The 25,290-nt window shown below is 39.0% G+C and carries 19 protein-coding genes; 11 read left to right on the top strand and 8 right to left on the bottom strand.

Translation table 11 applies throughout. The features are described 5' to 3' along the window. Positions 1-13: 13 nt before the first annotated feature. Both V7K76_RS25610 and V7K76_RS25605 read right to left on the bottom strand, forming a co-directional pair. Positions 14-637, bottom strand: a complete 624-nt coding sequence (locus V7K76_RS25610) for a response regulator transcription factor (protein ID WP_334953873.1) — start codon at positions 635-637, stop codon at positions 14-16. Further along, positions 634-6,600, bottom strand: coding sequence for an AAA family ATPase (locus V7K76_RS25605; protein ID WP_334953872.1), 5,967 nt, complete (start codon positions 6,598-6,600; stop codon positions 634-636). The genes V7K76_RS25610 and V7K76_RS25605 overlap by 4 nt, the downstream gene beginning before the upstream one ends. Before the next feature lie 119 nt (positions 6,601-6,719). On the opposite strand from V7K76_RS25605, the gene V7K76_RS25600 reads away from it, so the two are divergent. Next, complete coding sequence (locus V7K76_RS25600; RefSeq protein WP_334953871.1) at positions 6,720-7,169, top strand: hypothetical protein; 450 nt, start codon at positions 6,720-6,722, stop codon at positions 7,167-7,169. Here V7K76_RS25600 and V7K76_RS25595 read toward each other — a convergent pair. Beyond that, complete coding sequence (locus V7K76_RS25595; RefSeq protein ID WP_334953870.1) at positions 7,155-7,745, bottom strand: hypothetical protein; 591 nt, start codon at positions 7,743-7,745, stop codon at positions 7,155-7,157. The two genes, V7K76_RS25600 and V7K76_RS25595, sit on opposite strands and share 15 nt — an antisense overlap. A 183-nt stretch (positions 7,746-7,928) precedes the next feature. On the opposite strand from V7K76_RS25595, the gene V7K76_RS25590 reads away from it, so the two are divergent. Genes V7K76_RS25590 through V7K76_RS25580 form a run of 3 tightly spaced genes read left to right on the top strand, consistent with a single transcriptional unit; the run spans position 7,929 to position 10,497 of the window. Beyond that, positions 7,929-8,963 (top strand): tyrosine-type recombinase/integrase, encoded by a 1,035-nt coding sequence (locus tag V7K76_RS25590; RefSeq protein WP_335030185.1) that lies wholly within the window; start codon positions 7,929-7,931, stop codon positions 8,961-8,963. Continuing rightward, positions 8,963-9,523 (top strand): hypothetical protein, encoded by a 561-nt coding sequence (locus V7K76_RS25585; protein ID WP_334953868.1) that lies wholly within the window; start codon positions 8,963-8,965, stop codon positions 9,521-9,523. The genes V7K76_RS25590 and V7K76_RS25585 overlap by 1 nt, the downstream gene beginning before the upstream one ends. Further along, positions 9,517-10,497 carry a DUF6262 family protein gene (locus tag V7K76_RS25580; RefSeq protein WP_334953867.1) on the top strand — a complete coding sequence of 327 codons (981 nt, stop codon included), beginning with the start codon at positions 9,517-9,519 and terminating at the stop codon, positions 10,495-10,497. Before V7K76_RS25585 ends, V7K76_RS25580 begins: the two co-directional genes overlap by 7 nt. A gap of 143 nt (positions 10,498-10,640) precedes the next feature. Here the strand turns inward: V7K76_RS25580 and V7K76_RS25575 are convergent, their stop codons facing one another. Continuing rightward, positions 10,641-14,108: an AAA-like domain-containing protein gene (locus V7K76_RS25575; RefSeq protein ID WP_334953866.1), complete on the bottom strand. Its 3,468-nt coding sequence runs from the start codon at positions 14,106-14,108 to the stop codon at positions 10,641-10,643. A gap of 45 nt (positions 14,109-14,153) precedes the next feature. Beyond that, entirely contained in the window at positions 14,154-15,467 is a 1,314-nt protein-coding gene (locus V7K76_RS25570; RefSeq protein WP_334953865.1) for an AAA-like domain-containing protein, read from the bottom strand. Between the two features lie 770 nt (positions 15,468-16,237). On the opposite strand from V7K76_RS25570, the gene V7K76_RS25565 reads away from it, so the two are divergent. From V7K76_RS25565 to V7K76_RS25555, 3 genes are all read left to right on the top strand, one after another. After that, positions 16,238-16,783 carry a COP23 domain-containing protein gene (locus tag V7K76_RS25565; protein WP_334953864.1) on the top strand — a complete coding sequence of 182 codons (546 nt, stop codon included), beginning with the start codon at positions 16,238-16,240 and terminating at the stop codon, positions 16,781-16,783. A 211-nt stretch (positions 16,784-16,994) separates the two neighbouring features. Further along, positions 16,995-20,219, top strand: coding sequence for a tetratricopeptide repeat protein (locus tag V7K76_RS25560; protein WP_334953863.1), 3,225 nt, complete (start codon positions 16,995-16,997; stop codon positions 20,217-20,219). Positions 20,220-20,381: 162 nt separating this feature from the next. After that, the gene (locus V7K76_RS25555; protein ID WP_334953862.1) at positions 20,382-21,539 is read left to right on the top strand and encodes a trypsin-like peptidase domain-containing protein; all 1,158 of its coding nucleotides are present in this window, start codon (positions 20,382-20,384) and stop codon (positions 21,537-21,539) included. Positions 21,540-21,562: 23 nt separating this feature from the next. On the opposite strand, the gene V7K76_RS25550 is transcribed toward V7K76_RS25555, so the two are convergent. Both V7K76_RS25550 and V7K76_RS25545 read right to left on the bottom strand, forming a co-directional pair. Beyond that, positions 21,563-21,913: a hypothetical protein gene (locus tag V7K76_RS25550; protein ID WP_334953861.1), complete on the bottom strand. Its 351-nt coding sequence runs from the start codon at positions 21,911-21,913 to the stop codon at positions 21,563-21,565. Positions 21,914-21,965: 52 nt separating this feature from the next. Next, positions 21,966-22,598, bottom strand: a complete 633-nt coding sequence (locus V7K76_RS25545) for a DUF1003 domain-containing protein (RefSeq protein WP_334953860.1) — start codon at positions 22,596-22,598, stop codon at positions 21,966-21,968. A gap of 85 nt (positions 22,599-22,683) precedes the next feature. Here V7K76_RS25545 and V7K76_RS25540 point away from each other — a divergent pair, with 85 nt between their 5' ends. From V7K76_RS25540 to V7K76_RS25530, 3 genes are all read left to right on the top strand, one after another. Continuing rightward, a complete protein-coding gene (locus tag V7K76_RS25540; RefSeq protein ID WP_334953859.1) occupies positions 22,684-22,884 on the top strand; it encodes a hypothetical protein in 201 nt (66 codons plus the stop codon). A 36-nt stretch (positions 22,885-22,920) separates the two neighbouring features. Then, positions 22,921-23,220 (top strand): S-layer protein, encoded by a 300-nt coding sequence (locus V7K76_RS25535; protein WP_334953858.1) that lies wholly within the window; start codon positions 22,921-22,923, stop codon positions 23,218-23,220. A 154-nt stretch (positions 23,221-23,374) separates the two neighbouring features. Then, positions 23,375-23,854 (top strand): sunset domain-containing protein, encoded by a 480-nt coding sequence (locus tag V7K76_RS25530; protein ID WP_335030184.1) that lies wholly within the window; start codon positions 23,375-23,377, stop codon positions 23,852-23,854. A gap of 826 nt (positions 23,855-24,680) precedes the next feature. Here V7K76_RS25530 and V7K76_RS25525 read toward each other — a convergent pair. Beyond that, on the bottom strand, positions 24,681-24,968 hold the full coding sequence (locus V7K76_RS25525; RefSeq protein WP_334953856.1) for a hypothetical protein: 288 nt from the start codon (positions 24,966-24,968) through the stop codon (positions 24,681-24,683). A gap of 89 nt (positions 24,969-25,057) precedes the next feature. On the opposite strand from V7K76_RS25525, the gene V7K76_RS25520 reads away from it, so the two are divergent. Beyond that, on the top strand, positions 25,058-25,290 hold a 233-nt coding region (locus tag V7K76_RS25520), incomplete at its 3' end, for an HU family DNA-binding protein (RefSeq protein ID WP_442936266.1).

Here is a 25,290-nt window from a genome sequence, read left to right as displayed (position 1 = left end):
TTGAATCATGAGATTAAAGGCTAGCAATTCCTCGCTTTAAACCAATAATGGTTGCCTGGGTGCGATCTTTAGCCCCCAACTTGCTCAAAATGCGGTTGATATTTGATTTGACAGTGCTTTCGCTAATGTTCAAAGCATTACCAATCTCCAGGTTGCTCATGCCCCGTACCACCAACTGAAGCACCTCTAACTCACGATGACTCAATTCTGGATGATTCATGCGCTCTACTAATTTGGCAGCAACATGCGGTGGAATATAGTGCTGCCCCTCGTAAACAGTACGAATAGCAGTTCGCAGTTCGCTGGGTCTACAGTCTTTGAGCAAGTAGCCCTTTGCCCCTGCCCGTAGCCCTTGATAAATATCCTCATCTCCGTCATAAGTCGTCAACACCATGATGCGAGCCGCTTCAAATTCCGCGCAAATCGTACCAATCGCTTCAACGCCTCCCATCTGGGGCATTCGTAAGTCCATTAGGGTCACATCGGGTTGCGCTTGGCGGAATAATGCGATCGCCTCAATCCCGTCCTTGGCTTGACCCACGACAGCCATATCAGATTCTTGAGTGATGATGGCTGCTAATCCTTGCTGGACGATGGCATTATCATCAACAATTAAAACGCGAATGACTGGAATCATGCAGCCAACTCCCGATTCACAATGACAACAATTTCTGTGCCCTGACCAGGCTGACTTTTGATGATGAGTTCACCGCCAATATACTCAGATCGTTCGCTCATTCCCAATAAACCAAATCCTTGATTCATCGTTATTTGGTTTGTGTCAAATCCCTGCCCGTTGTCTCTAACTCGTAAACAGCACTGCATCTCCTGGTAAACTAATTCAACTTGAATTTCAGTAGCACGGGCATATCTGACGGCGTTGGTGATCGCTTCTTGCCCAATGCGTAATAGGTTATTCTCAATATCAGAGGATAAAGCATAGGCAGCACCGATAATTTCACAGGTGAGATTCGTATTTGTGGAAGGTTTCATCTGGGCAGCGAGATATTTGAGAACATTAGGTAAATCTCTCTCCTCAAGGAGTTTGGGACGCAGCGCCGTCACTGATCGCCGCGCTTCAGTTAGTCCAGTGCGGGCTAATTCATCCACAGTTTCCATATGTGCTAGAGCCGTCTCTGGTTTCTTTGTAATTAACTCGATCGCTGTTCCGTTATGCAGCACAATACCTGTAAAGGCTTGTGCTAACGTATCGTGTATTTCCCGTGCCATGCGGTTACGTTCTTCCAGAATTGAAGCTTGCTCGGCACGTTTGCGATCGCTAATGTCAATGACCAGACCATAGTATCCTTTCACTTGGGCATTGGGACTAAAATCGGGTATGAAGGTTGTACTAATATACTTTTTGCCAAATGGATAAAGAATCTCTGCTTCATAGGTTGTAATTTGACCTGCTTGCACTTGATTGATGTACGGTTCAGTAATTTGATAAGCCGTCTCACCTAAGAGTTCACGAACAGACTTACCTAGAATTTCATCTCGACTACAGAGAAACCAGACCTCATAAGTCTGGTTGATAAACCGATAGTGCCCATTTGCATCTACATAGCTGATCAAAGCAGGTAGAGCATCGGTGATCAACCGTAATTCCTGTTCTCGCTCGCCCAGTGCTGCTTCGCTTTCCTGTAAAGCCGCTGTTCGTTGGGCTACCTGTTGCTCTAATGTGCGGTTATAGTCGGCTAGCAGTCGCTCGGCTTGTCTGCGCTCCGTGATGTCTTGAACGGCTGTAATCGCATAAGCCACGTTGCCCTGCTCATCAAATACTGGAGTTCCCCATCCCTCAACTGGAATTATTGCGTTATTTCGGCGAATTTCTGCATCGTCGAGCCTAGTGCATTCGCCGTTCAACGCCCGCATTACTGGCAGTTTCTCAGTTGGATACTTTTGATCCGTTCCTGCTAAATAAATTTGATAAACCTCTGAGATTTGATCCAGTGTTATGGAAGGATCTATCTCTTTGCCCAATAGCTGAATTGCCTTTTGATTGAAGTAGTAAGGACTACCTACCGCATCCATGATTCCAATTCCTACCGGAACCGCTTCTAGAAACTGAGCCATCTTACTTTCGCTCGAACGGAGCTTTGCATAGAGTTTGGCATTTTCGATGGCAATGGCTGCGTGAGTGGATAGCAGATGCAAAACTTGCGATCGCTCCGGTGTAAATGCTCCAGTTGCTAATTGATTTTCCAGGTACAACACGCCAACAAGTTTATTTTGATTCAACAGTGGCAAACAAAGAAGTGATTTCGTTTGGTTCTGCTGAATATATGGCTCATTAATGAAATTTCCTTCACGAGTTGCATCATTTAAGATGACAGATTCATGAGTACGAATAACATAATTAATAATTGATTCAGGTAGATGATTTGCAGTTGGGATAGATTGCAGCACTTGTGTAGCATAGACATTCTCACCCTCATTAAGTTCACTAGAGGCTTCAATCACCCATTTTCCTAAGTTTTCTAAAATCAGAGAACCTGTTTGTGCGCCAGCATTTTCGATTAAAATCTTCATCAAGGAACTGAGTAGCTTATCCAGTTCAATTTCACTCGAAATCGCAAGGGAAGCTTTCATCACCGCAGCTAAGTCGAAAGCAATGGGTGAGTGATTAGAGGGGGTGACAGAAGTTTTGTGGATTGGCGTGTGAGCCATGCCCGACGGCTGAGGAAAGAACTGTGGGTAGCGAGTTTCTAAATCTTTCACCTTCGCCGTTGCTCCCCAGCGATCGTAGCAGTAGTGTGCCTCTTTCATGTAAGTCTGAGCAAACTTTTCCCTACCACGAGATAGGTAGAACTTGGCAGCCAATTCATAGGCTAAGGCTTCCTCTTGAAGATACTCGTTGTCTCTAGCACCTTGAATCGCTTGTTCGTAGAACTCTTCTGCCTCAAGTAACTGACCCAAAACTCGTGCAGTCTCTGCTTGCAGTAAATAATATTTATGCAAATAATTCATTGGTGCATAATCTGCCCATCGTTTCATTTTCTTACGGCTAACCGCAATTTTTTCTAGAATTTCCCCCTGCGCTTGAGCAGTGCTATCGAGATATATTACAAGTCTCGCTAGAGAATCATAGAGATAGTACAAAGGCTCAAGGGGTGTGCCTGTTAGTCGGATCAAATAACTTCCTGCTAAATCTCCATTTTCAACGGCTTGAGCATATTCAGAAAATAGGTAGCATAGGAAAAGTTTGTTGAAATATATAGCAAAGATGGTGCTTCCATTATTTGCTGCTTCGTACAGTTGCAGTTCATTCTTCTCGTTGTAAGATTCGCCAATGAGATAAGTTGGATTAACCGAGCATCCCATCAAATTTATGATAGCTTGTCGAAATATTCGATTCCAGGTGTGTGCCGTTTCCTGTTTGATTTGATAGATTGCTTCACCATAGATCACCATATCGCGTTCCACCTCTACGAGTTCTTTCCCATTGGCATAGGATTGAAAGCAGTAAGTATAAGCGCAATAGGCGGCAAACTCTAAATCTCCAGTTTCTAGCCCACTTTGATAACCTTCTAGTAATGGCTTCAATAAAACTTTTGCATGTTCTTTCCAGTGGATGATGAAGTTATTGACGATGTTCAAAATCCTAGCTTTGAGTGAATGAGAGTTCGGCTGTGACAACATCTTTAAAGCAAGCTGTCCAAACTGGTAGCCAGACTCTATGTTTCCTACCAGCCCACAAAGAATTAACCCAAAGTTGGCATAGGCAAAGGGAGACATAGACGCATTGCCATACTCAATTGACAAGTTGACCTGTTTAGCCACAAGTAGAGGCATCAAATTAGGAGCAGCAATATAGGCAGTAATCGCTATTTTTGATAGGATTCGCATTGCTGCTAACTTATTTGGCTCGACCATTTCCGACAAATGGATCAAGTCCGCAATCTGTTTCTCACTAAAGAGCGATATGATTGCATCCAGTTCAAGCTGAATATCTAACTGATTAGGCGTTTCGGGAAAACTGATCCCAAGTTGCTGCAACACTTGCAATCCAGTATTAATTGCTTTTAATAGCTGGTTCTGCGCGATGTCGGTTTGAATTTTGACTTCGTAGACTTTCACGATGTCGAGAACCGTTTGGGCTTTTTGTAGAACGATGGCAACCCACCATTCTACCTGCTCAAAATCACCACACAAATACTCGACTTCTGATGTTTCTGAATATAACTCTAATGTCAGGTCATAGTTTGTTTGCCAACTAGACGCTGCCAGCCATGCTCTACTTGTGGCTAAATATTTGTTAGCCATACTATAGGCGGTCGCTGCTTTTGCTTTCTGAGCTGCCAGTAGATTCAGTCTAGCAATTTTATCTCGTTCTTGTTGATCTGCGATCAGCCCAATTCCATGATTGAGATGATCCACAATTTCAAACAATCGCTCTGATCGTTGCTCTGGTGAGGTCTCCTCCAATAGATTGCGACCAATTTGGAGATGAACAACTTGTTTGTGTGACTCATCAATTAAGGCGTATGCTGCTTGCTGCACGCGATCGTGTAAGAACTTATACTCTTGAATTAACAAATTTTCATCTAATTCAGATAGTGGTTGAATTAATCCAAGTTGTATGGCTACTAGTAAATCTTGAAAAACCGTTTCAGGTGGGTTCTCACAAATAATCGATAGATTATCTAAATTAAATTCAGCACCGACGCAAGCAGCTAACCGGAGAATATGCTGTGTGTTCTCTGGTAGTTTCTTCAACTTAATCAACATCAACTCGACAACATTATCAGTGATATCTTGAGCTTGAATCTGAGCTATGTTCCACTGCCAGCTTAAGTGTTCAAAATCAAAGTTCAACAGATTTTCGCTATGTAGCATTCTCAAAAATTCACTGACAAAGAAAGGATTGCCCTCAGTCTTACACAACACTAACTCAGCTAAGGGACGAACGGTGTCTACATTTTGATGTAGCGTCTCGGCAATCAATTGACTCAACGGACCCAGAGTTAATGGTGTCAGGATAATCTCCTGAAGCACTGCCCCTTGTTTTCGCAGTCTCTCTAATGTTAATACCAGTGGATGCGTTGGATTTACTTCATTGTCTCGATAAGCTCCAATTAAAAATAGTGATTGAGTTTGCTCATCCAGCAACATTAACTCAATTAACTTGAGTGTTGCTGAGTCCGTCCACTGTAAGTCGTCGAGAAAGATCGCGAGCGGATGATCTTTTGAGCAGAATACCCGAATGAACGTCTGGAATACTCGATTAAAGCGATTTTGAGCTTCATCGGCTCCAACTTCCGTTACAGGCGGCTGTTTGCCGATAATTAATTCCACTTCCGGAATCACATCAATGATAATTTGCCCGTTGCTGCCCAATGCCGTTAGCAGGCGAGATCGCCACTCTTGCACTTGAAAATCTGGTTCACCAAGCAGTTGCTCCACCAATTTTTGCAGGGCATCTGCGATCGCGCTGTAAGGAATATTGCGCTGAAATTGATCAAATTTACCAGAGATAAAATAACCGCGCTTTGCAGTGATTGGTTTATAGATTTCCTGCACTAACGCAGATTTCCCAATTCCAGCATAGCCAGATACCAACATCATTTCGACTTTGAATGTTGGGTTCCCCGTTTGTTCCCTTTCTGAAGTCGTTTCTGAATTGTTCTTTAAAGCAGCGACGCGAACGAAAGCCGCCAGTAACAGTGCAACTTCGTTGTCCCGTCCATAGAGTTTTTGCGGAATTTGAAACTGATCCCAAACGTCTTGAAGCGCCAGTTGAATACAATTAATTTGACCGATTTCTTTTAGTTGATCGGCACAGATTTCTAAATCCGCTTTAATTCCCCAAGCACTTTGATAGCGATCCTCCGCATTTTTCGCCATCAGTTTCAGAATGATATCTGAAACGGGTTTGGGAATCGTTGCATTCAGTTGATGAGGCGAAACAGGCGGTTTGGCAATATGATAATGGATTAGCTCAAGTATGTCTGTGGTGGAAAACGGCAGATGTCCGGTTAGCAGTTCGTAAAACGTCACACCAAGGGAGTAAAAATCGGTGCGGTAATCAAGTAAACGGTTCATCCGCCCAGTTTGCTCTGGAGATAGGTAAGCGAGTGTCCCTTCTAAAACATGAGGGTTCTTGAAAGTCGGATTCGTGCGGTTAAATTGGGTGGCAATTCCAAAGTCAATAATTTTGACAACGCCAGTATCCAGATTGAGGACTATGTTTCCAGGGTTGATATCTTTATGAATGACATTGGCTGCATGGATTCTGCCTAGAATGTTGCAAATAGCGATCGCAAGACCTAGAAAAGTGGATAAAGGCATGGGACAGAAGATATCTGGGCGCTTGTGCATCCATTTCTCTAGGGACTCTCCGCTAAAATCTTCTAAGAGAATCACCAGAGTGCGTTGATAGTCCTGCTGGCTGTATGCCTTGACAACTCCTTCTAAATTTAGGGAGCGGGTAATTTTATATTCCTGTCTGTAGCGAGTCAGTTCTTGGGAAAAGGGATAATCAAGCTTTAGCATTTTGACGATGATGGCTACTCCATCGTCTCTGATGCCTCGATACACTAGAGAATTAGAACTTTCGTATATCTTGTCCTGGATGGCAATACCAGGTAGAGCAATCATAAAGTTTCTCCCAAGAGTATGATCTGGCATACCTCAAACTATACAGCAATTATCAGTATCCGCTCAGAAAAGCGGGGTAGGAATAAAAAAGTGGGCAAGTGCGTCGTAAAATATGAGGCATGACGCAAAAGCCATCACAAGATAAAGCAATAGAAGCATTACTGCAATCAATCGACCCAAAAAAGATTGCAGACGAGGGTGTGCGTCAAACGGTAGAACTGTTACTAAACCTGATAGAACAGCTAAATACGAAAATCAAAGATTTAGTTGCAGAAAACCAAAAATTGCGTTCAGAAAACAACCGTCTCAAGGGGGAACAGGGAAAACCAGACATCAAAGCGAATAAAAGTAAAGGATTCAAAACAAACCACTCGTCAGAAAAAGAGCGAAACACCCCTACTGAACACAAAAAAAGAAGCAAAAACGAAGCAATCAAGATCGATAGGGAAGAGATTGTAGTTTACCCACAAGAGAAATTACCAGCTGATGCACAGTTCAAATACCAAAGCCGCGATCGCACTCATCCTCAGCAATCAGTAGAATTACTCACATCTTCATCCCAAGAGTGAATATTTTTCCTCTATGAAGCTCAAAAGTTCTTCCTCAAACGCAGTCAAATAAGGGCGTTTCAGTTCTCCCAAACACTTCAAAACCGCCTCTGCTGGCGCTTCTAGCTTGCCACTGTCCCGTAACCTACTGATGCGATCGCTAATCAACTGCATCTGCTGACATTCCGACTCCAGGTAGTTCAGTGGCTTCAGGTGGTCGATTCTGACGGTGTACTCGCCATCCCACGCTGTCACTGTACAACTGAACTCCCCGACATGGCTAACGATACACCAGCAGCCTCCTTTACCCCTGAGTTCGGGATTGTCTTTTGCAAGGATTTGGCAAACTTCGCCAACACGGTAAGGATTTGGGGCTTTAGTGCGTTCCATTATCCGCTCTATCACGTCTTTGACAACACGACCTGATGGTACTTTTCCACCTGCGACTTCAACCGCAGTTTGCCACACCTCCCACTGTTCCTGCGGTTCTAACTTAGTCATGGGGCGAACTTGTCCTTCGCTAGTCGGCAGGATTTGGGAACTATTTGTTGTCAAATCATCAATCCCAAAATTTTGACAACCAATGGTTATATCCACCTAAATAAATACATAAAACAACAACAACAACGTTCTCTTAACAAAGGTTTTTACAACGTTGTGTAAAGAGTTTGCACAGGTATCCAACAATGTGTACAATGTTTCTCCTCCCACTACAAATTAGGGCAGTATCTATTGATACACATAAAGAAGGGAATAACGACAGAAGGAAAAGAAGTCTGGGTGGTGCTTAACGAGGATTACTCTCCCATAATTCCAATCCATGATTATCTACGTTACTTAGAAAATAAAAATTACTCGCCAAACACCATAAAAGCTTATGCTAGAAACCTCAAGCTTTATTGGGAGTTTCTTGAATCAAGAGAAATTGATTGGACTCAGATAACAGTTCTAAAATTATCTGAATTTATTCACTGGTTAAAAACTTCTAATAACAAAGTGATTAATTTGCAATATCTAACTGGTAGCAGAACGGAGAAGACTATTAATCATATTCTGAAGACTGTTAGGTTATTGTATGAGTTTCAAAGTCGATTGGGGGTAGTTGCTCCTCTTGATGTGTACCAGACGAAAAGAATAAATAAATCGAAGCTGAAGTATAAATCGCTCTTACATCATACCCAGACGGGAATGATTAAGATGAATATTCTCAAATTAAAAGAGCCGAGGACTTTTCCAGGATGTTTGAGTAAAGATGAAGTTTTTCAACTGATTGATGGCTGCAAGAACATCAGGGATAAGTTTCTAATCTGTCTACTTCATGAAAGTGGCATGAGGATCGGGGAGGTATTAGGATTAAGACACGAAGATATTCGCTCTAAAGGAGTTAATGAGATTCATGTGGTTAAGAGAGAGAATAATGCCAATCGTGCTAGAGCAAAGACAGGAGATAGAATAATTGATGTCTCTAAAGAGTTAATGCGGATGTATTCAACTTATTTAGTAAATGAGTATCCGAAAGCTGATAGTGACTATGTATTCGTTAATTGTTGGAAAGAACCATTAGGAGAAGCAATGTCAAAGTCCAATGTGGATAACTTATTTACTCGTCTAGCAAATAAAACAGGAGTTAAAGCCCATCCTCATCTTTTGAGACATACTCATGCTACAGAGCTAATCAGAGCGAATTGGGATATGGCTCATGTTCAGAAACGGTTAGGACATTCTGATGTTCAAACAACAATTAATACTTATGTTCATCTGACTGATGATGACTTAGCTCAAAAATATAAAGAATACTTAGATAATCGAAAATAGTGCTAAAATCTGATAAAGTAAATCATGTATCCCTAGCAGCTAAAGCTACTAACTCCAGCAAAACTAAGTTTTTTAGTTCTGATATGTGGACTGCGGAAGAATTGGGATTAAAAATATGTCCTGGCAACTCAGAAAATAAGTTATACTTTCATCAAATTGAGCAGATTTGGCTAAAAGATTTAAGTAAAAATAAAAAAGAAATTCAAGTTTATCACAGCAAAGTGGTCAATATTTGCGGACAAGTTATAGAATCAAGCTTTCCAGAGTTAGACAATAATACAGAACTGCAATGGATGAAAAAACAAATTTTAGGTGAAGTTTTAGCTCATGGATATTGTATTTTACCTGCACATCTAGATTGTTCTAAAGGTAATGCTTGCCTTCAATGTGGTGATTTTCGCACTACTAGAGAATTTCTAGACAAACATAAAGAACATAGAGAACGTACTCATGAAGCTTTAGAAGTAGCAACAATAAACAACTGGAAGCGCCAAGTTCAAGTTCACGAAGAAGTTATGAGTAACTTAAACAAGATTATTAATGAACTGGAAAAATGTTAATAAATCAGGGTAAGAATAGACGGATTACTGCTCTAAATAATGCTGCTCTCGAAAAAAAGCGTTTAGCAACAGAAGCAACAGATAAAGCCATTAGAAATTTAACTAGCTTAAATCAATCCATAACTGTAGCTAATGTAGCTAGATTAGCTGGAGTTTCTACTAGTTATATATATAAATATCCAGAGTTAAAAGAGCGAATTAATTTCCTAAAAAATCAACAAAAACTAGTACTAACTCCACTAAAATCAGCATCAAACAATTCCCAGACGACAATTATTTACACCCTGAGAGAAGAAATTAAACGGCTAAGTACTATGTTGGGAGAATCTAAACAAGCTAATCAGTTACTGATCGGTAAAATTTATCAGCAACAAGAGACTCAAAATCTTATTGGATATTTAAAGAGTGAAAATAAAAAACAAACAGAAAAAATACAAGAACTTCAAAAGGAAATAGATAGCATCAAACAAGAATTGCAATTTCCTCAAACAAGCTTTGTTTCTAATAGTGCTAATTTTATCCCTTTGGATGATAAAATAATCAGTGATGATCTGATTGACAGAGCTATTAATTCTGAGGTAAAATCTCAATTAGAACAAGTAGGAATTAGACTCAATCCTACACTAACTAAATTAATAGAATCTTCATCACAGCAACAAGTAAAAAACGCTATATCAATAGTTAAAGAGGCTTTATTTACGGGAACAAAAGTCCGGTCAAAAGTTGGATTATTCCGAAAAGCATTAGAGTCTGGTTGGATGCCATCGCAGTTAGATGAAGAAAGAGAGGTTAACCAGCTAGAAGCCACTTTCTCTGAGTGGTACAAACTAGCAAAGGCATCTGGTCTTGTTATCGCTAGCCAGAAAACAGAAGAAGGCATTATCGTTTATGAGCCGAATGGCCAAGCCATATCCTTTGAAAATATGCTTGAGCGTGGATGGACTTTAGATTATTTACAACTCCAGAATCAGTGATGACTAGGAAAACGTTGTGTAAACTACACACAACGTCAAAGACTTGCCTGATAAACGTTGTGGACGTTGTGGTGTATATAACAATTTGTTTACAAAATGTAGAAATATCCCAAGATAGCTTACAAAACAAGCGTATAATCTAGTTACGTAGCGTGGCGAGCAATGCGATTGCTACAAAAACGCAAACCATTGGGATCTTGCGGATGAGTGAGAAAATAGTCTTGGAGCCATTGACATCCTCGTGCTAGTAAATCATCTAATTGCAAACTCCATAAAATTACCTTACCATCCTTACTAGCAGAGGCAAGAATTTTTCCGTCAGGACTGAAACTGACGCTGGTTACAGAATCACTATGTCCACTCAGGGTAGTGATGGGAACTCCATCTTTTTTCCAAAGTTTAATAGTTTTGTCTGTACTTCCTGAAGCTATAATTTCTCCATCGGGACTGAAACTGACGCTATTTACAGAATCACTATGTCCAGTCAGGGTAGTAATTAAAGTCCCATCTAAGTGCCAAAGTTTGATAGTTTGATCTGTACTTCCTGAAGCTATAATTTTGTCGTCAGGACTAAAACTGATACTATTAATACCTTTTTTATGTCCAGTCAGGGTAGTAATTAAAGTCCCATCTAAGTGCCAAAGTTTGATAGTTTTATCCTCGCCATCTCCACCAGAAGCAATAATTCTACCATCGTGGCTAAAACTGACATTTGTTACCCAATTTTTATGTTCACCAAAGGTTTTAATTAAGGTTCCATCTGATTTCAAAATTTTAATAGTTCCTTTGTCAGTACCAAAAGCAATGATATCTCCATTAGGACTATAACTAACACTTGCTACACCTTTGTACTCAGTCACAGGATGAATTAGACTACCATCCATCTGCCAAATTTTAGCAATTAATTTATCAGTATCAACAGCAATAGTTTTACTATTGGGGTTAAAACTGATACTATTTACTAAGCCTTGATTTCCTCTGAGATTAGCAATTAAATTTCCATTTTGCTGCCATAGTTTCACAGTACCATCGTCACTGCCAGAAGCAATTATTTTGCCATCAGGGCTAAAATTGAGGCTGGTTATCCCGCGTTTATGCCCAGTTAATGTAGTCATTATATCTGCGTTCAGCTTCCAGAGTTTCACAATTCCATCAGCACTACCAGAAGCAATAATTTTGTCATCTTGACTCCAACTCAGGCTAGCGACTGAATCACCATGTCCAACTAAGCTATTAATTAGAGTACCATCTAATTGCCAGATTTTTACAGTTTGGTCACTACTACCAGAAGCGATTATTTTACCATCATGGCTGAAGCTAACAGTATTTACTCTACCTGTATGCCCCTCAAAAGTTCTAATTAAAGTACCATCAGCTTTCCACAGCTTAATAGTTTTGTCATCACTACCAGAAGCAATATTTTCTCCATCAGGACTAAAACTAATGCTTGTTACCCAACCTTCATGTCCAACAATAGTTGTGATAAAAGTACCATCAATTTTCCATAATTCAATATTTCCTTCTTCATTACCAACGGCAATAATTTTGCCATTAGGGCTAATAGTAGCGCTGGTGATTTCATTACTTTTGAGTGGGATAGTTTTAATCAGAGTACCATCTAGTTGCCAAAGTTTTACAGTTCCATCTTTACTGACAGAGACTAGAGTTTTATCAGAAATAAAACTAGTACTGACTAACCAGTTTTGATGTCCAAAGATGGTTTTAATCAAAGTACCATTTTGCTGCCAAAGTTTAATAGTCCCGTCTTGACTAGCCGAAGCGATAATTTTGCCATCGGGACTAAAACTAATACTTTTTAGCTGATTTTTATCTCCATAAATGGTAGCGATCGCAGTTCCATTCTGATGCCATAATTTAATAGTCCCATCATCACTACCAGAAGCAATAATTTTACCATCAGGACTGAAAATTAGATGATTGAATGTTATTTGTTCAGTATCAAATTGATTATCTTCATGAAGATTGACGAAAATATTTAGTAAAGCAGACAAAGGAGTCATTGTTTGATATTCTCCCAAAGAAGACTGATTTTTTACCAGATGTTTTAAATCTTGTCCAGCCTTCATAGCTAAAAGTAAAGCTTCAAGTTGTTTAGATTGAAATTGTTGTATGGCGTTATAGCCATCCTGTGTAAGTCTTTTAGCTTCATTGGCGGTGTGTAGTTGATTTTGTCCTACAATCACACTTATTAATATGAGGATACTTGCGATACCTCCCCCAATCCAAACTATATATTTTGCTTTTTTATTCGCATCAGCTAATTTTCGTTTAGCGATTTTATTAGCTTGAGTTAATTTTTGACTAGCTTCAGCTAATTTCTGATTTACCTCAATTTGTAATTCTGTAGCGATTTTTTGACTTTCTTGTAAAAATTCATAATCTAAATTACTTAAACTTTTCCCAACCGCCCAGGCTAGCGCCTCATCTAAGTACTTTCCTCGCAACAGCCAAGATTGCTCTTTTTGAGAATTAAACCAGTTATTAATTGCTTGACTGTAAGGACGAAGTTTATCTAATTCCTCCCTGAGCCATTGTTGATTAAAAACTGATTGATAGATAGAATTATATACTTTTAAGTAACCATCTTGTTTAACTACTAAACCTGATAATCTTAATTCGGTTTGCTCTTGACTGCCATCTATCAAAACTCCCTTGTTTGAGTGTAAAATTTGGTGATATAATCCTAGTAACCTGCCAGCTTTTTGTTCATTTCGTAAAAGCCGATCGCGGATTGTTCGTAAATGCTCTGGTTCATCTTGTGATTCCCAATTTTGGATGATATAATTATCAACTAATTCATTAACACTCCCATAGGTATTTTCTGTTTCTTGTACAATTAAACTGCATAACTTCTGAGTCAGAAATGGTTGTCCAGCAGTCCAATCTAACACATCTTGTAACACTGCTTCTGGATGTTCTACCTTGTCCGCCAACCCTGTAATTAAGGCATTCTTTGCTTCTGCAAAGCTAAACCCAGTTAGTTCGATTGAACTACCAATATTAAACGGCGTGCGTTCTCTTTCTTGAATTAAATCTCCTGGTCTCGCTACCCCAAGCAAACAAAAAGTTAGACGTTCGTATTTTGGAGATTCAGATCGGAGATTATAACAAGCGCGAATTAAAGCAAAAAAATCATCTTTAAATGCACTTTTAATCAGGCTATCAATTTCATCGATAAAAATGATAATATTAGAGGTGAATTTATTCAGCAGTAATGACTCTAAAAGTAAGTTTAATCTCTGTACTTCCGTCCATGACTCGTGCTGTAACCACCAGCTATTAAAATCTATATCATCTATTTCAAAACTAGATAATAGCTGATTGGAAAATCCTTTATACCATTTTTCCGGGCTGGTGTGACTACCAAGAATAGTTAAATCAATAGAAGCACATTTGATTCCTACTGCTCTAAGTTTTTTGATTGTTTGAACTCGCAAACTAGATTTACCCATCTGACGCGAGTTAAATACAAAACAATACTCCCCAGCTTTCAGCAGTTCAAAGATTTGAGCATCTGCTTTGCGGACTACATAGGTGCGATGATTAGCATTTAAACTACCACCGACTTTATAATAGTTACTAAATCCCATTTTTCCTCTGCGCCTTTGTCGTATTGGCAGTTCGTTTAGATTTAATTACAAGCGATCCCCAAAATATTCATGATACAATCTACAGCGTGGCATCACAAAATTATTGCTAAATTTAATCACTCCCATGCTATCTAATTGATAAAATTGCTGATTCTTACGCTCTATTTTAATTCCTTGAGTATTACTCACTATCTCTTTAAATACCCTTCCTAACTCTTGATTTTTTTGAAAAGTCTCCAAATGTCGGCGTAAGTGTTCACTATAAATTCCTGTATCTGTAGTAGCCTCATCAAGCAATTTTCCAATAGTTGCATCCTGACATACTAAATAATAAAGTGCTAAACGCACCAAATAAGGATGCCCCCCCACTAAAGACATAATCGGAAGAATATTTTTACTATCTAATCCATGTCGGATAGCTAAACTCTTCACCTGTTCTTCAGTAAATTCTTCCAATTTAATTGGTAATCCTAGATTAAAAGGAGATTGATTAATATCTAATCGTCCATAATCTTCCGTAGAATGTGCTACTAATAGCCGCAATTTTTCCCACGTATTTGACTCATTAGCGTTTTCATTCCAATTACGTAACATCGGAAAAAAGTTTTCATAAATCTCTGGGTATTCAAATAATTTATCTACTTCATCTAAAGCTAAAACTAAAACACCATCCAATTGTTTAAGCAAACTTTGGAATGTCAGAGTGCAGTTCACCATACTCGGAATGTCTGTATCCCAGAGTGTTAGCGGAGGTGCTGAAGGTAATTGATTAATGACATACGCATAAAAACTGCGGAGAAAATTATGAGCGTTAGAAAATTTATTTTTTTCAATTAAACTAAAATTCAAATAAACCGTATTATAATTAATTTTATTAGCTTCAGCCATAATTCTTTTCAGCAACGAAGTTTTACCCATCTGCTTAGGTGCTTTAATCCGAATTAGTGCGCCTGGTTCTTTAATAGCAGTATAACAACAAGATTCAATAGGAGAACGTTCTTGATAGAAAGCAGAATTTAGTGGTTCCATCCCTTCTGGAAAGCGGATATTCTGGATGATATGCCCACATTTTTCCAAAGCTTTAACACTAACTAACTCTGGCTTATATTTGGCAAATATCTCAATCAGATTACAACGATAATCTCGTTCTGTTTCAGGAGGAAAGCCAAATTTAGTAGATATATTTATGAGATGATGACAAGCTGTAGAACGATCTATAGCGCCAAGTTCTCTGGCTATGTGTTCATCCGTTTGTCCAGCTAAAAATAAAGGCAATACTTTCTTTTGTTTCCGCGTTAATTCATTCTGATATATATTTTCAAACTTTTCTTGATTGAGCAGCATTTTTCTCGTTATCATTCGTCTATTTTAACTACAGTAGTAAATCATAATTAGTGTGAAATGGCAGTTACTTAAGCTAGATTTATAACCCCATCTTCTTGAATAAATCGGGGTTATAGGTAGCAATTTTTGCTTAAACAAGTACCATTATCTTCTATATCTTGCTATGAATTATACCATTATTTCGCATTTGCCCCAAATCAAAGAATAGATAAATTCTCTAAATATAGTTTTCACTAATAAGTGATGCATCAAATTAATTAGAAATTTTTTGGTTACTTGACTTTGTGGCACTTCCCAAGATTAGATTGTTTTAGTGGCAATTGTATTTCTGACTTTTCACGGTATCTGAAAAACCTCCCTCTAAATCTCTCTCCTTTTAGGAGAGAGACTTGAAATTTTTACCCTTCCCGATGCGAGAAGCGGTTTAGGATGTTAGTTTTTTCGTGGGCTTTTCCATAAAACGTGAAAAGTCAGAGTTATATTTCTCCAACTAAAAAAATGGGGATAACAATAAAAGAAGTAGTTATCATGCAAAAATTCCATATTTAGTTTAGCAAGTCTCAGATACATACTGAAAATGGTGAAGAAAACTTCACATTAATAGCTGTGCAACTGAAATAGATGAATTTTTTATCAAAGATGCAGTTGTGTGTAAATTTGGTTTTAAGATGAATCTTAAGAATCAAGTTTGATTTTTATCTGTACTAATTGTACTGGTTGTGAGAAAATATTTAATTCGCAATTATTCCAAAAGCCTTGTTTTTCAGGATTTCCGGAGAAAAATTATGCAACTAAAACCAATCATTTCTTTATTGACTGGCTGTGCTTTGACTGTTGGTTGTATCACTTCTATACCTAGTCAAGCGAAAGCGGATGATGAAGTTCGTTTTATCTGTGCTTCGGGTTACGACCAAGCAGATAATCTGCGCTTCCCCACTACTTACGCTTGGACAGAACGGGGCAAAATTGCCATTATACGTTGGAAATATGCATGGTTTAAGAGTAAGACTGTTACCCCAGAAGAACGGTGTGAACAAGTATCTTCTCGATTCCAGACCGCTTACAACAATCAAAGTCTGGCTTATATCGCCAATGGTACAGTCAATAATCAGCCAGTAATTTGCACAGCCAAAAAAGTAGACGCTGCTTGTGATACCACACTGCTAACTCTACGACCTCAAGATGATCCTCTACAGATTCTTGATAACCTCAAATACATTCTTAGAGGACGTGCTACTAAACCACTAAACCAGAGCACTAAACAAGAACCAGTCTACTACAAAATTGACATCAATAAGTTTCTGCAAACAACCCCCGTTGAGAAGGAATAAGAGCAATTTTGGCTAAATAAAACTCTGCGTACTGTCTGCGCTGACCTTTGCATTCCTCTACGTTTTAAAATCAACCCTCAATTCCCCACGATTTTCTACAAAATACTGAAATTTCGCCTTGCTGATTGAAGGTATGAAAAACTCACGTAGAGAGGTAAAGAAAAATTTATATTCCTTTTCAGGAATGCGGGAATTTTATCTAAATACAAAAATGAACCAATTCAATTCGTTGATTATCGCCATCTTAAGCACTTGCTTCCTACTGCCAATCACCAATGCTGCGACATCCCAGCAAGTAGCTAATCTACCTACTTCTGTATTAGCAAATAACTCTCTATCCTCAGAAGAAATTCGTCAATTAGCCCAAGATGTTACCGTCAAAGTATTGAGTAATAGTAAGGGTGGAAGTGGAGTATTAATTAGTAAACAAGGGCAAACTTACACCGTCCTTACCAACGCCCATGTTATCAGCAATAAGGGAAGTTCTAGAATTCAAACACCTGATGAAAAAATATATACAGCTACAGTTATTAGTAAAGGTGATTCTTTAAAAGGTAATGATTTAGCCGTCTTGCAGTTTCAATCCCAAGAAAACTATCAAATCGTACCTTTAGCTAGTACCTCAAATGTATCAGAAAATCAAGAAGTATTTGCTGCTGGGTTTCCTGATGATAGCAAAAAATTAGTTATCAGTAATGGCAAAATCTCCCTGTTATCTACTCAACCATTAGTTGGGGGTTATCAAATTGGTTATAGCAACGAAGTTAGACAAGGAATGAGTGGAGGCGCTTTATTAAATCAATCTGGTGAATTAATCGGGATAAATGGATTAACAAACAATGCCATTTTAACTGATGCTTATGCCTATCAAGATGGTACAAAACCCAGTGCAGAAAAACTTCAGCAATTGCGACAACTAAGTTTTGCAGTCCCCATTCAAACTTTAGCAAAAGTTGCACCTAACTTAGCAATTATTCCTCCACAGTGGCGCAATCAGGAACAAGCGAGAAAACCAGCAGGTAATACATTCGTTGATAAAGTTGATAACATTGCCCAACAGATTACCGTGCAGATTGACTCCAAAAATAACGGGAATGGTTCAGGAGTAATTATTGCAAAACAAGGACAAACTTACTATGTAGCTACTGCACGTCATGTAGTCAAGAATCCCGACAATTACGAAATTATTACCCCTGATGGTAAGCGTTACGCAGTGCAGCAAGAGAATATAATTAAACCAGAGCGAATAGATGCAGCTTTGGTTAAATTTACTAGTAATCAAACTTACTCTGTCGCCATAATTTCTAAATATAATCTTTCCCTCGAAGAGGCAAGTTATAATATAGAAACACCTTGGGTATTTATATCTGGATTTCCAGGAGAGGATAAAGGTAAGCGAAAACTATCTCCTGGATACCTTGGACTCGGAGACCAATTAGTTGTTAATGCAGAAAGTAATCCTTTGTCTCAGGCATTCGTAGAGGGAGGATATAGACTAGCATATTCCAATTTATCACTACCTGGAATGAGTGGTGGCCCAGTGCTAGATGTTAGTGGACAAGTGATTGGGATTAATGCAGGTATTGAAAATAGAAAAATCAGCGAAACTGAAGTAGGTGCTGGATATGGAGTACCCAGTAGTAGCATTTTAAGTTTAGCTACACAAGTAGGACTGAAGAAGGAATCATTAAAAGTTGTTAGCACTAAGCCACCAAGCACCAAGGATTCAGAAATTGCTTTGTTGGCGAATCATCCATTATTTGCGAGCAAAAAACTATCAGCAGATGCTAGTGAAAATGATTTGTTTCAATATTCTAATCAAATGTGGCGGATTAGAAGATTTTCAGAATCAATATCTGTTTTAGAAGAGATTGTTAAACGTAAACCTGATTTTTATCAAGCCTATTTTGCTCTTGCTAGAACACTAATTCAAACTGAAAGTAAAGATTCTGAAAAAGCTTTAGCTGCTCTTGATAAAGCAACTATGCTCAAACCTGATTATTATGAAGCTTGGAAGGAAAAAAGTAATCTATTATCAGACTTAAAAAGATATGACTTGGCTTTAAAAGCCATTGAAAAAGCTATTCAATATAATGACGACGATGTGAGCCTTTATTCAATTCGTAGTAGGATATTACTCGCATTACAACGCTGTCCAGAGGCGCTGACAACAATTAATAAGGCGATTCAGATTCTGCCGTTTTATTTTTACTACTTTCAACGGGGTCTTATTTATAAGAAGTTGCAAAATTATCCGGGTGAGCTAGCTGATATGAATAAAGTGATTAAACTCCAGCCTGACTTTCGTTTGGCTTACGTGGATCGGGGTTTTGTTTACACTGTGAAAGAAAAATGGGATTTAGCGCTAGCTGATTATACCAAAGTCATTGCTATTAATCCTCAGGATGCCAATGCTTACCTGGGTCTGGGTTTTCTTCACAGTAAGCAGAACAAATGGGATTTAGCTCTTGGTGATTACACCAAAGTCATTGAGATTAATCCTCAGGATGCCCGATCTTACACAAGTCGGGGGAATATTTACACTGTGCAGAAAAAATGGGATTTAGCTCTTGCTAATTACACCAAAGTCATTGAGATTAATCCTCAGGATGCCCAGGCTTACACAAGTCGGGGGAATATTTACACTGTGCAGAAAAAATGGGATTTAGCTCTTGCTGATTCCAATCAAGCTATTAAACTTCAGCCTGATAATGCACAAGCTTATGCTGTGCGGGGCGATGTTTACGTTCAGTTAAAAGACTATCAAGCAGCATTAGCAGATTTTAATCAAGCTATTAAACTTCAGCCTGATAATGCCAAGTCCTACTTTGGGCGGGGTGATGTTTACAAAATTCAGTTGAAGAATTATCAAGTAGCACTAGCAGATTATAGTCAAGGTATTAAGTTTCAGCCTGACAATGCACAAGCTTATGTTGCGCGGGGCGGTGTTTACGTTCAGTTAAAAGACTATCAAGCAGCATTAGCAGATTTTAATCAAGCTATTAAACTTCAGCCTGATAATGCCAAGGCCTATTTTTTAGGAGGCTTTATCTACCAAAAGCAAGGAAGTGATCGCGCCGCACTATCAGATTACAATCAAGCACTTGCTAAAGACGAAAAATTTATACCAGCTATCATCCATATTGGCTATATCAAATATGAAAATGGAGATGTAGATGGGGCAATTGGGCAGTGGGAAAAAGCTGTTCAGATTAATAGCAGTTTAGCAGAACCACAAATGGCATTTGCCGTTGCTTTATATGCCAAAGGTGAGCAAAAAAAGGCTCTCAAAATGGCACAAGCAGCCTTGGATTTAGATAAAAGTTGGGCTGATGTCGAAGTTCTTAAACAAAATGTTTGGGGGACGCGCTTAATAGCAGAAGCAGAACAACTACTCTCCAATTCTAATATCCAAGCATTGCGAAAAAAACAGTAGTTTGTGTTTCTGAACTTGTTACGATTCAGCAATTAATTTTATGTCTCACGCAGAGGTGCAGAGAAGAGTAGGAAAAAACAATTTTTGAAACCGTCTCCTGAGCAGAAAGCACGCGATTTTTTTGTTACTAAGGTTATTTCACTTATTAAAGATGGTTGAAAAATGAACAGAAAATTTTTAAAAATAGGAACTTCAGCAATTTTGACAACTGTTATTGGGGGAGTTTGTATTAGTAGTTTATTTGGTTGCCAACTACCTGCTATTGCCAAAAGCCCTCAAGAATGTGAACCTACTTTATTAGGTAAAAAGGCTGAAAAAATCAAATCAACTATTTTTGTAGCCGAAAATTCTGAAGAACAAAACCGGATTCAGCTATATGCAAAAGCTAGTCCGGCTGTAGTTGCGATCGTTACTACAGATGGACATGGTAGTGGTTTTATTGTCAGTCCAGATGGTCTAATTTTAACTAATGCTCACGTTGTCGAAGATAGTTCTAAAACTGTTGCAGTAATACTGGCTGATGGTACGCAAGTTTTAGCTGATGTAGTTGGTTTTGGATCTGGAGGTTTAGATTTAGCCGCACTCAAGATTCGCAATCAAAAAAATCTCCCTTACCTGCGTTTAGCTACACCCGGTTCAGCACAAGTAGGTCAATCTGTCTATGCTATTGGTACTCCCCTAAGTCTGGAATTGCAAAATACTTTAACCTATGGTGTGATCAGTCGCATTGATAAAAAATTAGGCTTAATCCAACATGATGCAGCCGTTAATCCTGGCAATTCTGGAGGGCCATTGCTCAACTCTAATGGGCAAGTAATTGGTGTTAATAGTGCAATTTTCAATGACACCGAAATAAAAAGATTTATTGGTATTAGTTTTGCAATTCCTACAGAATTAATTCAGCCTTTTTTAGTAGCTGTAGAACAAGGTAATGCTCAGTTAGCAAGTGGGCGTAAACAACCTACTAATAATGAAGACACGGATTTACCCTTGAATGGTCAAATTTTACAAGCAAGCCTGAAAAATGGCGATCGCACTTTACCAAATAATAGCTATTTTCACACTTATGTCTTTGAAGGTAAAGCAGGTCAACAGATAACTATTGAGATGGATAGTGACCAAATAGACTCTCACTTATACTTGCTGCTTCCTGCTAAAGAACAACTAATAGCAGAAAATGACGACATTTCCCCAAAGGACTTTAATTCTCGATTAACTGTTACCTTACCAGAAAATGGTGTCTATTATCTGTTGGCTAACACTTTTGAAGCGGGAGAATCTGGTAGTTACAGCTTACGAGCAGCGATATCTCAGAGGTAATTGACTTTTGGGTTGGTATGATATTAGCCATTGGTGCTACCTCCGGTGATGGCTGCTAATTGTTGTTGCAGAATTGCTATTTGACTTTGATAAAGCTCAATCTCTGCGGTGATTTCTGAGAATAGTTCTTCTGGTGAAAGCGGTTGAATTTGAGACTCCTGAAAGTGGAACAATTCATCAGAGTTTTTATTAGGCATCAGCGCATAGCGCCAAGCACCACGGAATTGCTCTTTGCCGTTGACCATGACGAGCCACGGTTGGGTGACGAATTCATCGTGATCGTATGCAATGTAGGCTATCAGTTCTTTGCCACAGTAGACCTCGTGGTGATAGAAGTTGATTTCTACTGTTGTCAGTGGTTCGGGAGCAATCACTTGGGCTTGGTGTGCGATGTGGTGGTTGAGTTCGGCTTGGGCTGTAGTTTTGTTACTCCTGAGTTGATATTTCTTGCTGCGATAAATTTGCTAACTCCGACGCTAAAGTTTCTTCCAATAAGTCTACAATTGCATGTGCATCAGTAGGAGACTTCATTATTTCGGCCTCCGGATCAAAGCGATTTTTGACATTGGGAATATCTAGGCGTAATTCCTCAACCAACGCGATGAGTTTAGCGATTTTCTGCTCAGAAAGTAGGTTGAGTTGAAGGCTAAGTTGCGCCCGTTGCTCTGCTAACTTTTCTTGTCGCTCTTGTTTAATCAATACCCCTGTTGTCACCAACAATGAACCCGCAGTCAGTGAAAATTGTAACCAAGGAAATGGAACTTCCTCAATTTTTGGTACGCCTAAACGTCGTGGTAAGAAATTGGGTGTTATCCAGAGAATAATCCCAAGCAGAATACTATACAGGAATACAGGACGACCAAAAAAGACGGTTATCGTTTCTACAAAGCGCTGGTGTTGTGAGACATTTTTTTCCGAACGTCTATGCAATGCGATGATAGTCTCGATATTTTGACTAATAGATTCTGGTAATGGGGCAGTGGGCAGAATTTTTTGATGAGGTATTTGATCCGATACTTGCGGTAAATCACTTGGATTTAATTGATTGTTGTTTTGCATTGGTAGTCTAGCGTTATGAATGATTATTTCAACTGAATAACTTAAATTTTGACTGCAAAGCGATACTTGAAGGCAGAAGAAATGCATGAAACTACCTACAGATAGATTCTGGAAGATTGCTATTGCTACTTTGGTGATCGCTCCCCCTCACAACTGCCAAACCCTGTTGAAATCCCTGTATTCAATACATCAACTACCATGTCTGGCAAAGGATTTGGACAATGCCAACCTACAAAAATCGATGGGCAAAATTATTCTAGTTCCTGGGCTGTTGTCTGCAAACTAAGATAGGGTTAAATGCCATCTCTAGAAAACTCAAGTTATGAAGTACAAAATTTTAGCTACACTTGTAGTACTAGCGACTACTAGCTTTGTTACTCCTGCTAAATCTCAAGAACCTGTAACTGAAGCTCCAGCAACATCAAATCAAGTTGTGAATGCTTGCGTTCAAAATCTTGCCCAAACTTTACCAAATCCTTTTACTGATGTTCCATCAGACCATTGGGCTTTCAAAGCAGTTATGACCATGCACTATTGTGGTGCATTTCGCCAAGCTACACCACCAACAATATTTAAAAAACTCCAACCCACTCAACGCCAACAGCAGCCACAGCAAGAATAACGGTTTGAAAAATAATTACCCAGCACAATAAATATTAGCAGAATTGGTGGATACAGCCTTCAGGGTGAGTGGGACTTATGATGTACAGAGCGATCAAGTTAGTATCGCGTAAAATACAGGAAATTAAATATTAAAGGATGAGGAGCAAGAATTTATGACAACGGGCAATCAACTAAAACCTCGACAACTGAGCATGGGATTGACTTTATTGACAGTGCTGATGCTAAGTAGTTGTGGTCAAAAACCGGAAGAATCTACTACCGCTACGCCTCAAACACCAACTGCGATTGCTCCAGCTAGTCCTGCATCTAGTCCTGCGTCTAGTCCTGTATCTAGTCCTGCGTCTAGTCCTGTATCTAGTCCTATACCTGGTGGAAATACAACTTCTTCTAGCTCTAAGAAGCCAGTATCGGCGAATAAAGCAGCAGTTTTAGCCGCAGCACAAAATCTTGGAGTGAAACCACAAAACGAAACAACTTGCCCAAGTGATGCACAGGTAAAAGGCAAAATTACGAATAAGAGAGGCAACATTTATCACCTTCCCAAAACCTTAGATTACGAAAAAGTCAAACCGGATATTTGTTTTAAAGACCCAGCAACAGCACAACTTGCCGGTTTCCGTGCGCCTAAGTGATCTAAACAGGGCAAAGGGAGTTGATTTTTCAAATACTTCCTCGACTGTAGGATGTAGAATTTGAACTTTTGAAAAAATTCCTAATTCATGATTAATAATTCCTATTTATGTGACATTGAGGGTTTTAAAACCCACCAGAAATAGGATTCCTAATAGATGCTGGGGAATCAATTTTTAATTAGGAATTAGGAATGATAAATTAATAATTATATTGAATTCAAAATCTGTGAAAAGGGGATAAAAATTTCTATAATTTTCTGAATGTACATTGCTACAATCTATATGAATTCTCAATTGTTAACTATTGACTTTAGCTTAATTCCGATTAGGCTTGTACACGAAGACTTTCTCAAACTAATCGGTCAGAAGTTAGTAAAAATTTCTAACGTAGATTTGATAAGAGGCCGGCGTTATCCAATAATTGATATCAAAACGGGAAGGCGGGTGTATTACTACTTACACTCTCAAGTCGGAGACTATAGTTACTGGGTCAGGCGGCTGATGTGAGAAAAAGGTAGTAGTCAAGGGATAATTGATAAATTCCTCTTCATCCGAATTAATTTCAGGAATTAGTCGCTATCTAGTGGTATCTAGCGGTTCCTCTGAGTACTAAAGTCTGATATGACTGTAATTGTCCGAACAGGGAAGTACGGATAAATCCTGATGTCTTTTGAGTAGTCAAAATGGCTTCGGTAAGGAGGGAAGTTTCTTTTTTGCCGATAGCTATACTGCGAACGGGTAACAACGAGACTTTTTAAAAAATGGCTATAAGCTTGGCACAAACAAGCTTTTGGCGATTATTCAAAAGTCAAGTTCTCAGCCGTTTTTAGTATAGATTGATAATTGGTAAGAGAAAGCTCAGTTTGACTATATTTCCTCCAATGTCAGGGTTTGGTGGTTTGCTAATAATTACCGTCAGTAGTGTACCAATATCAGTATCTAATGTCTGAATTTGGTCGCCACTAAAATGCTGCTTGATGTTTTGTGTTCTGTAATCAAGCTGTGAAACTCCATTGAGAATTGAATACTTTATGTGAGTGTCTTTGCCCTCAAGCTCAAACTCATTTGGTCGTTGCACAACAATTGCTTGTGCTGGTTTTGTGGATTTAGGCATCAAAAAAGAAACTAACACTCTCCTTAAAAACTCTAGGTTTCAAAATGGACGAGGTTTAGAAATTATGAATCATTAATTGCGAATTGCGAATTGCGTTAGCGGAGCGGGGCGTTACCCCATTGCGAATTGATTGGTCAGTTGTTACCGAAGCTGTAGCCAATGGCGAGAAGGTAACGCTCATTGGTTTTGGGTCATTCGAGCGGCGCGTAGCTTGCCGCCGTAGGCATCGCTCAGAGCGCTCAGGGCGTAATCCCAAAACCCAGGAGGTAATGACAATTCCAGCAACCATTGTGCCTGCGTTTTCTGCTGGTAAGCAGTTTAA

It is taken from the genome of Nostoc sp. (genome assembly GCF_036917975.1).
In the GTDB taxonomy this organism is placed as follows: Bacteria; Cyanobacteriota; Cyanobacteriia; order Cyanobacteriales; family Nostocaceae; genus Nostoc.
This window is presented reverse-complemented; position numbering and strand designations above follow the sequence as displayed.

What these genes read in the sequence shown, in the direction of transcription:
- V7K76_RS25610 (WP_334953873.1), bottom strand. Translation starts at nt 637, where the DNA reads ATGATTCCAGTCATTCGCGTTTTAATTGTTGATGATAATGCCATCGTC.
- V7K76_RS25605 (WP_334953872.1), bottom strand. Translation starts at nt 6,600, where the DNA reads ATGATTGCTCTACCTGGTATTGCCATCCAGGACAAGATATACGAAAGT.
- V7K76_RS25600 (WP_334953871.1), top strand. Translation starts at nt 6,720, where the DNA reads ATGACGCAAAAGCCATCACAAGATAAAGCAATAGAAGCATTACTGCAA.
- V7K76_RS25580 (WP_334953867.1), top strand. Translation starts at nt 9,517, where the DNA reads ATGTTAATAAATCAGGGTAAGAATAGACGGATTACTGCTCTAAATAAT.
- V7K76_RS25575 (WP_334953866.1), bottom strand. Translation starts at nt 14,108, where the DNA reads ATGGGATTTAGTAACTATTATAAAGTCGGTGGTAGTTTAAATGCTAAT.
- V7K76_RS25570 (WP_334953865.1), bottom strand. Translation starts at nt 15,467, where the DNA reads ATGATAACGAGAAAAATGCTGCTCAATCAAGAAAAGTTTGAAAATATA.
- V7K76_RS25565 (WP_334953864.1), top strand. Translation starts at nt 16,238, where the DNA reads ATGCAACTAAAACCAATCATTTCTTTATTGACTGGCTGTGCTTTGACT.
- V7K76_RS25560 (WP_334953863.1), top strand. Translation starts at nt 16,995, where the DNA reads ATGAACCAATTCAATTCGTTGATTATCGCCATCTTAAGCACTTGCTTC.
- V7K76_RS25555 (WP_334953862.1), top strand. Translation starts at nt 20,382, where the DNA reads ATGAACAGAAAATTTTTAAAAATAGGAACTTCAGCAATTTTGACAACT.
- V7K76_RS25545 (WP_334953860.1), bottom strand. Translation starts at nt 22,598, where the DNA reads ATGCAAAACAACAATCAATTAAATCCAAGTGATTTACCGCAAGTATCG.
- V7K76_RS25540 (WP_334953859.1), top strand. Translation starts at nt 22,684, where the DNA reads ATGAAACTACCTACAGATAGATTCTGGAAGATTGCTATTGCTACTTTG.
- V7K76_RS25535 (WP_334953858.1), top strand. Translation starts at nt 22,921, where the DNA reads ATGAAGTACAAAATTTTAGCTACACTTGTAGTACTAGCGACTACTAGC.
- V7K76_RS25530 (WP_335030184.1), top strand. Translation starts at nt 23,375, where the DNA reads ATGACAACGGGCAATCAACTAAAACCTCGACAACTGAGCATGGGATTG.
- V7K76_RS25525 (WP_334953856.1), bottom strand. Translation starts at nt 24,968, where the DNA reads ATGCCTAAATCCACAAAACCAGCACAAGCAATTGTTGTGCAACGACCA.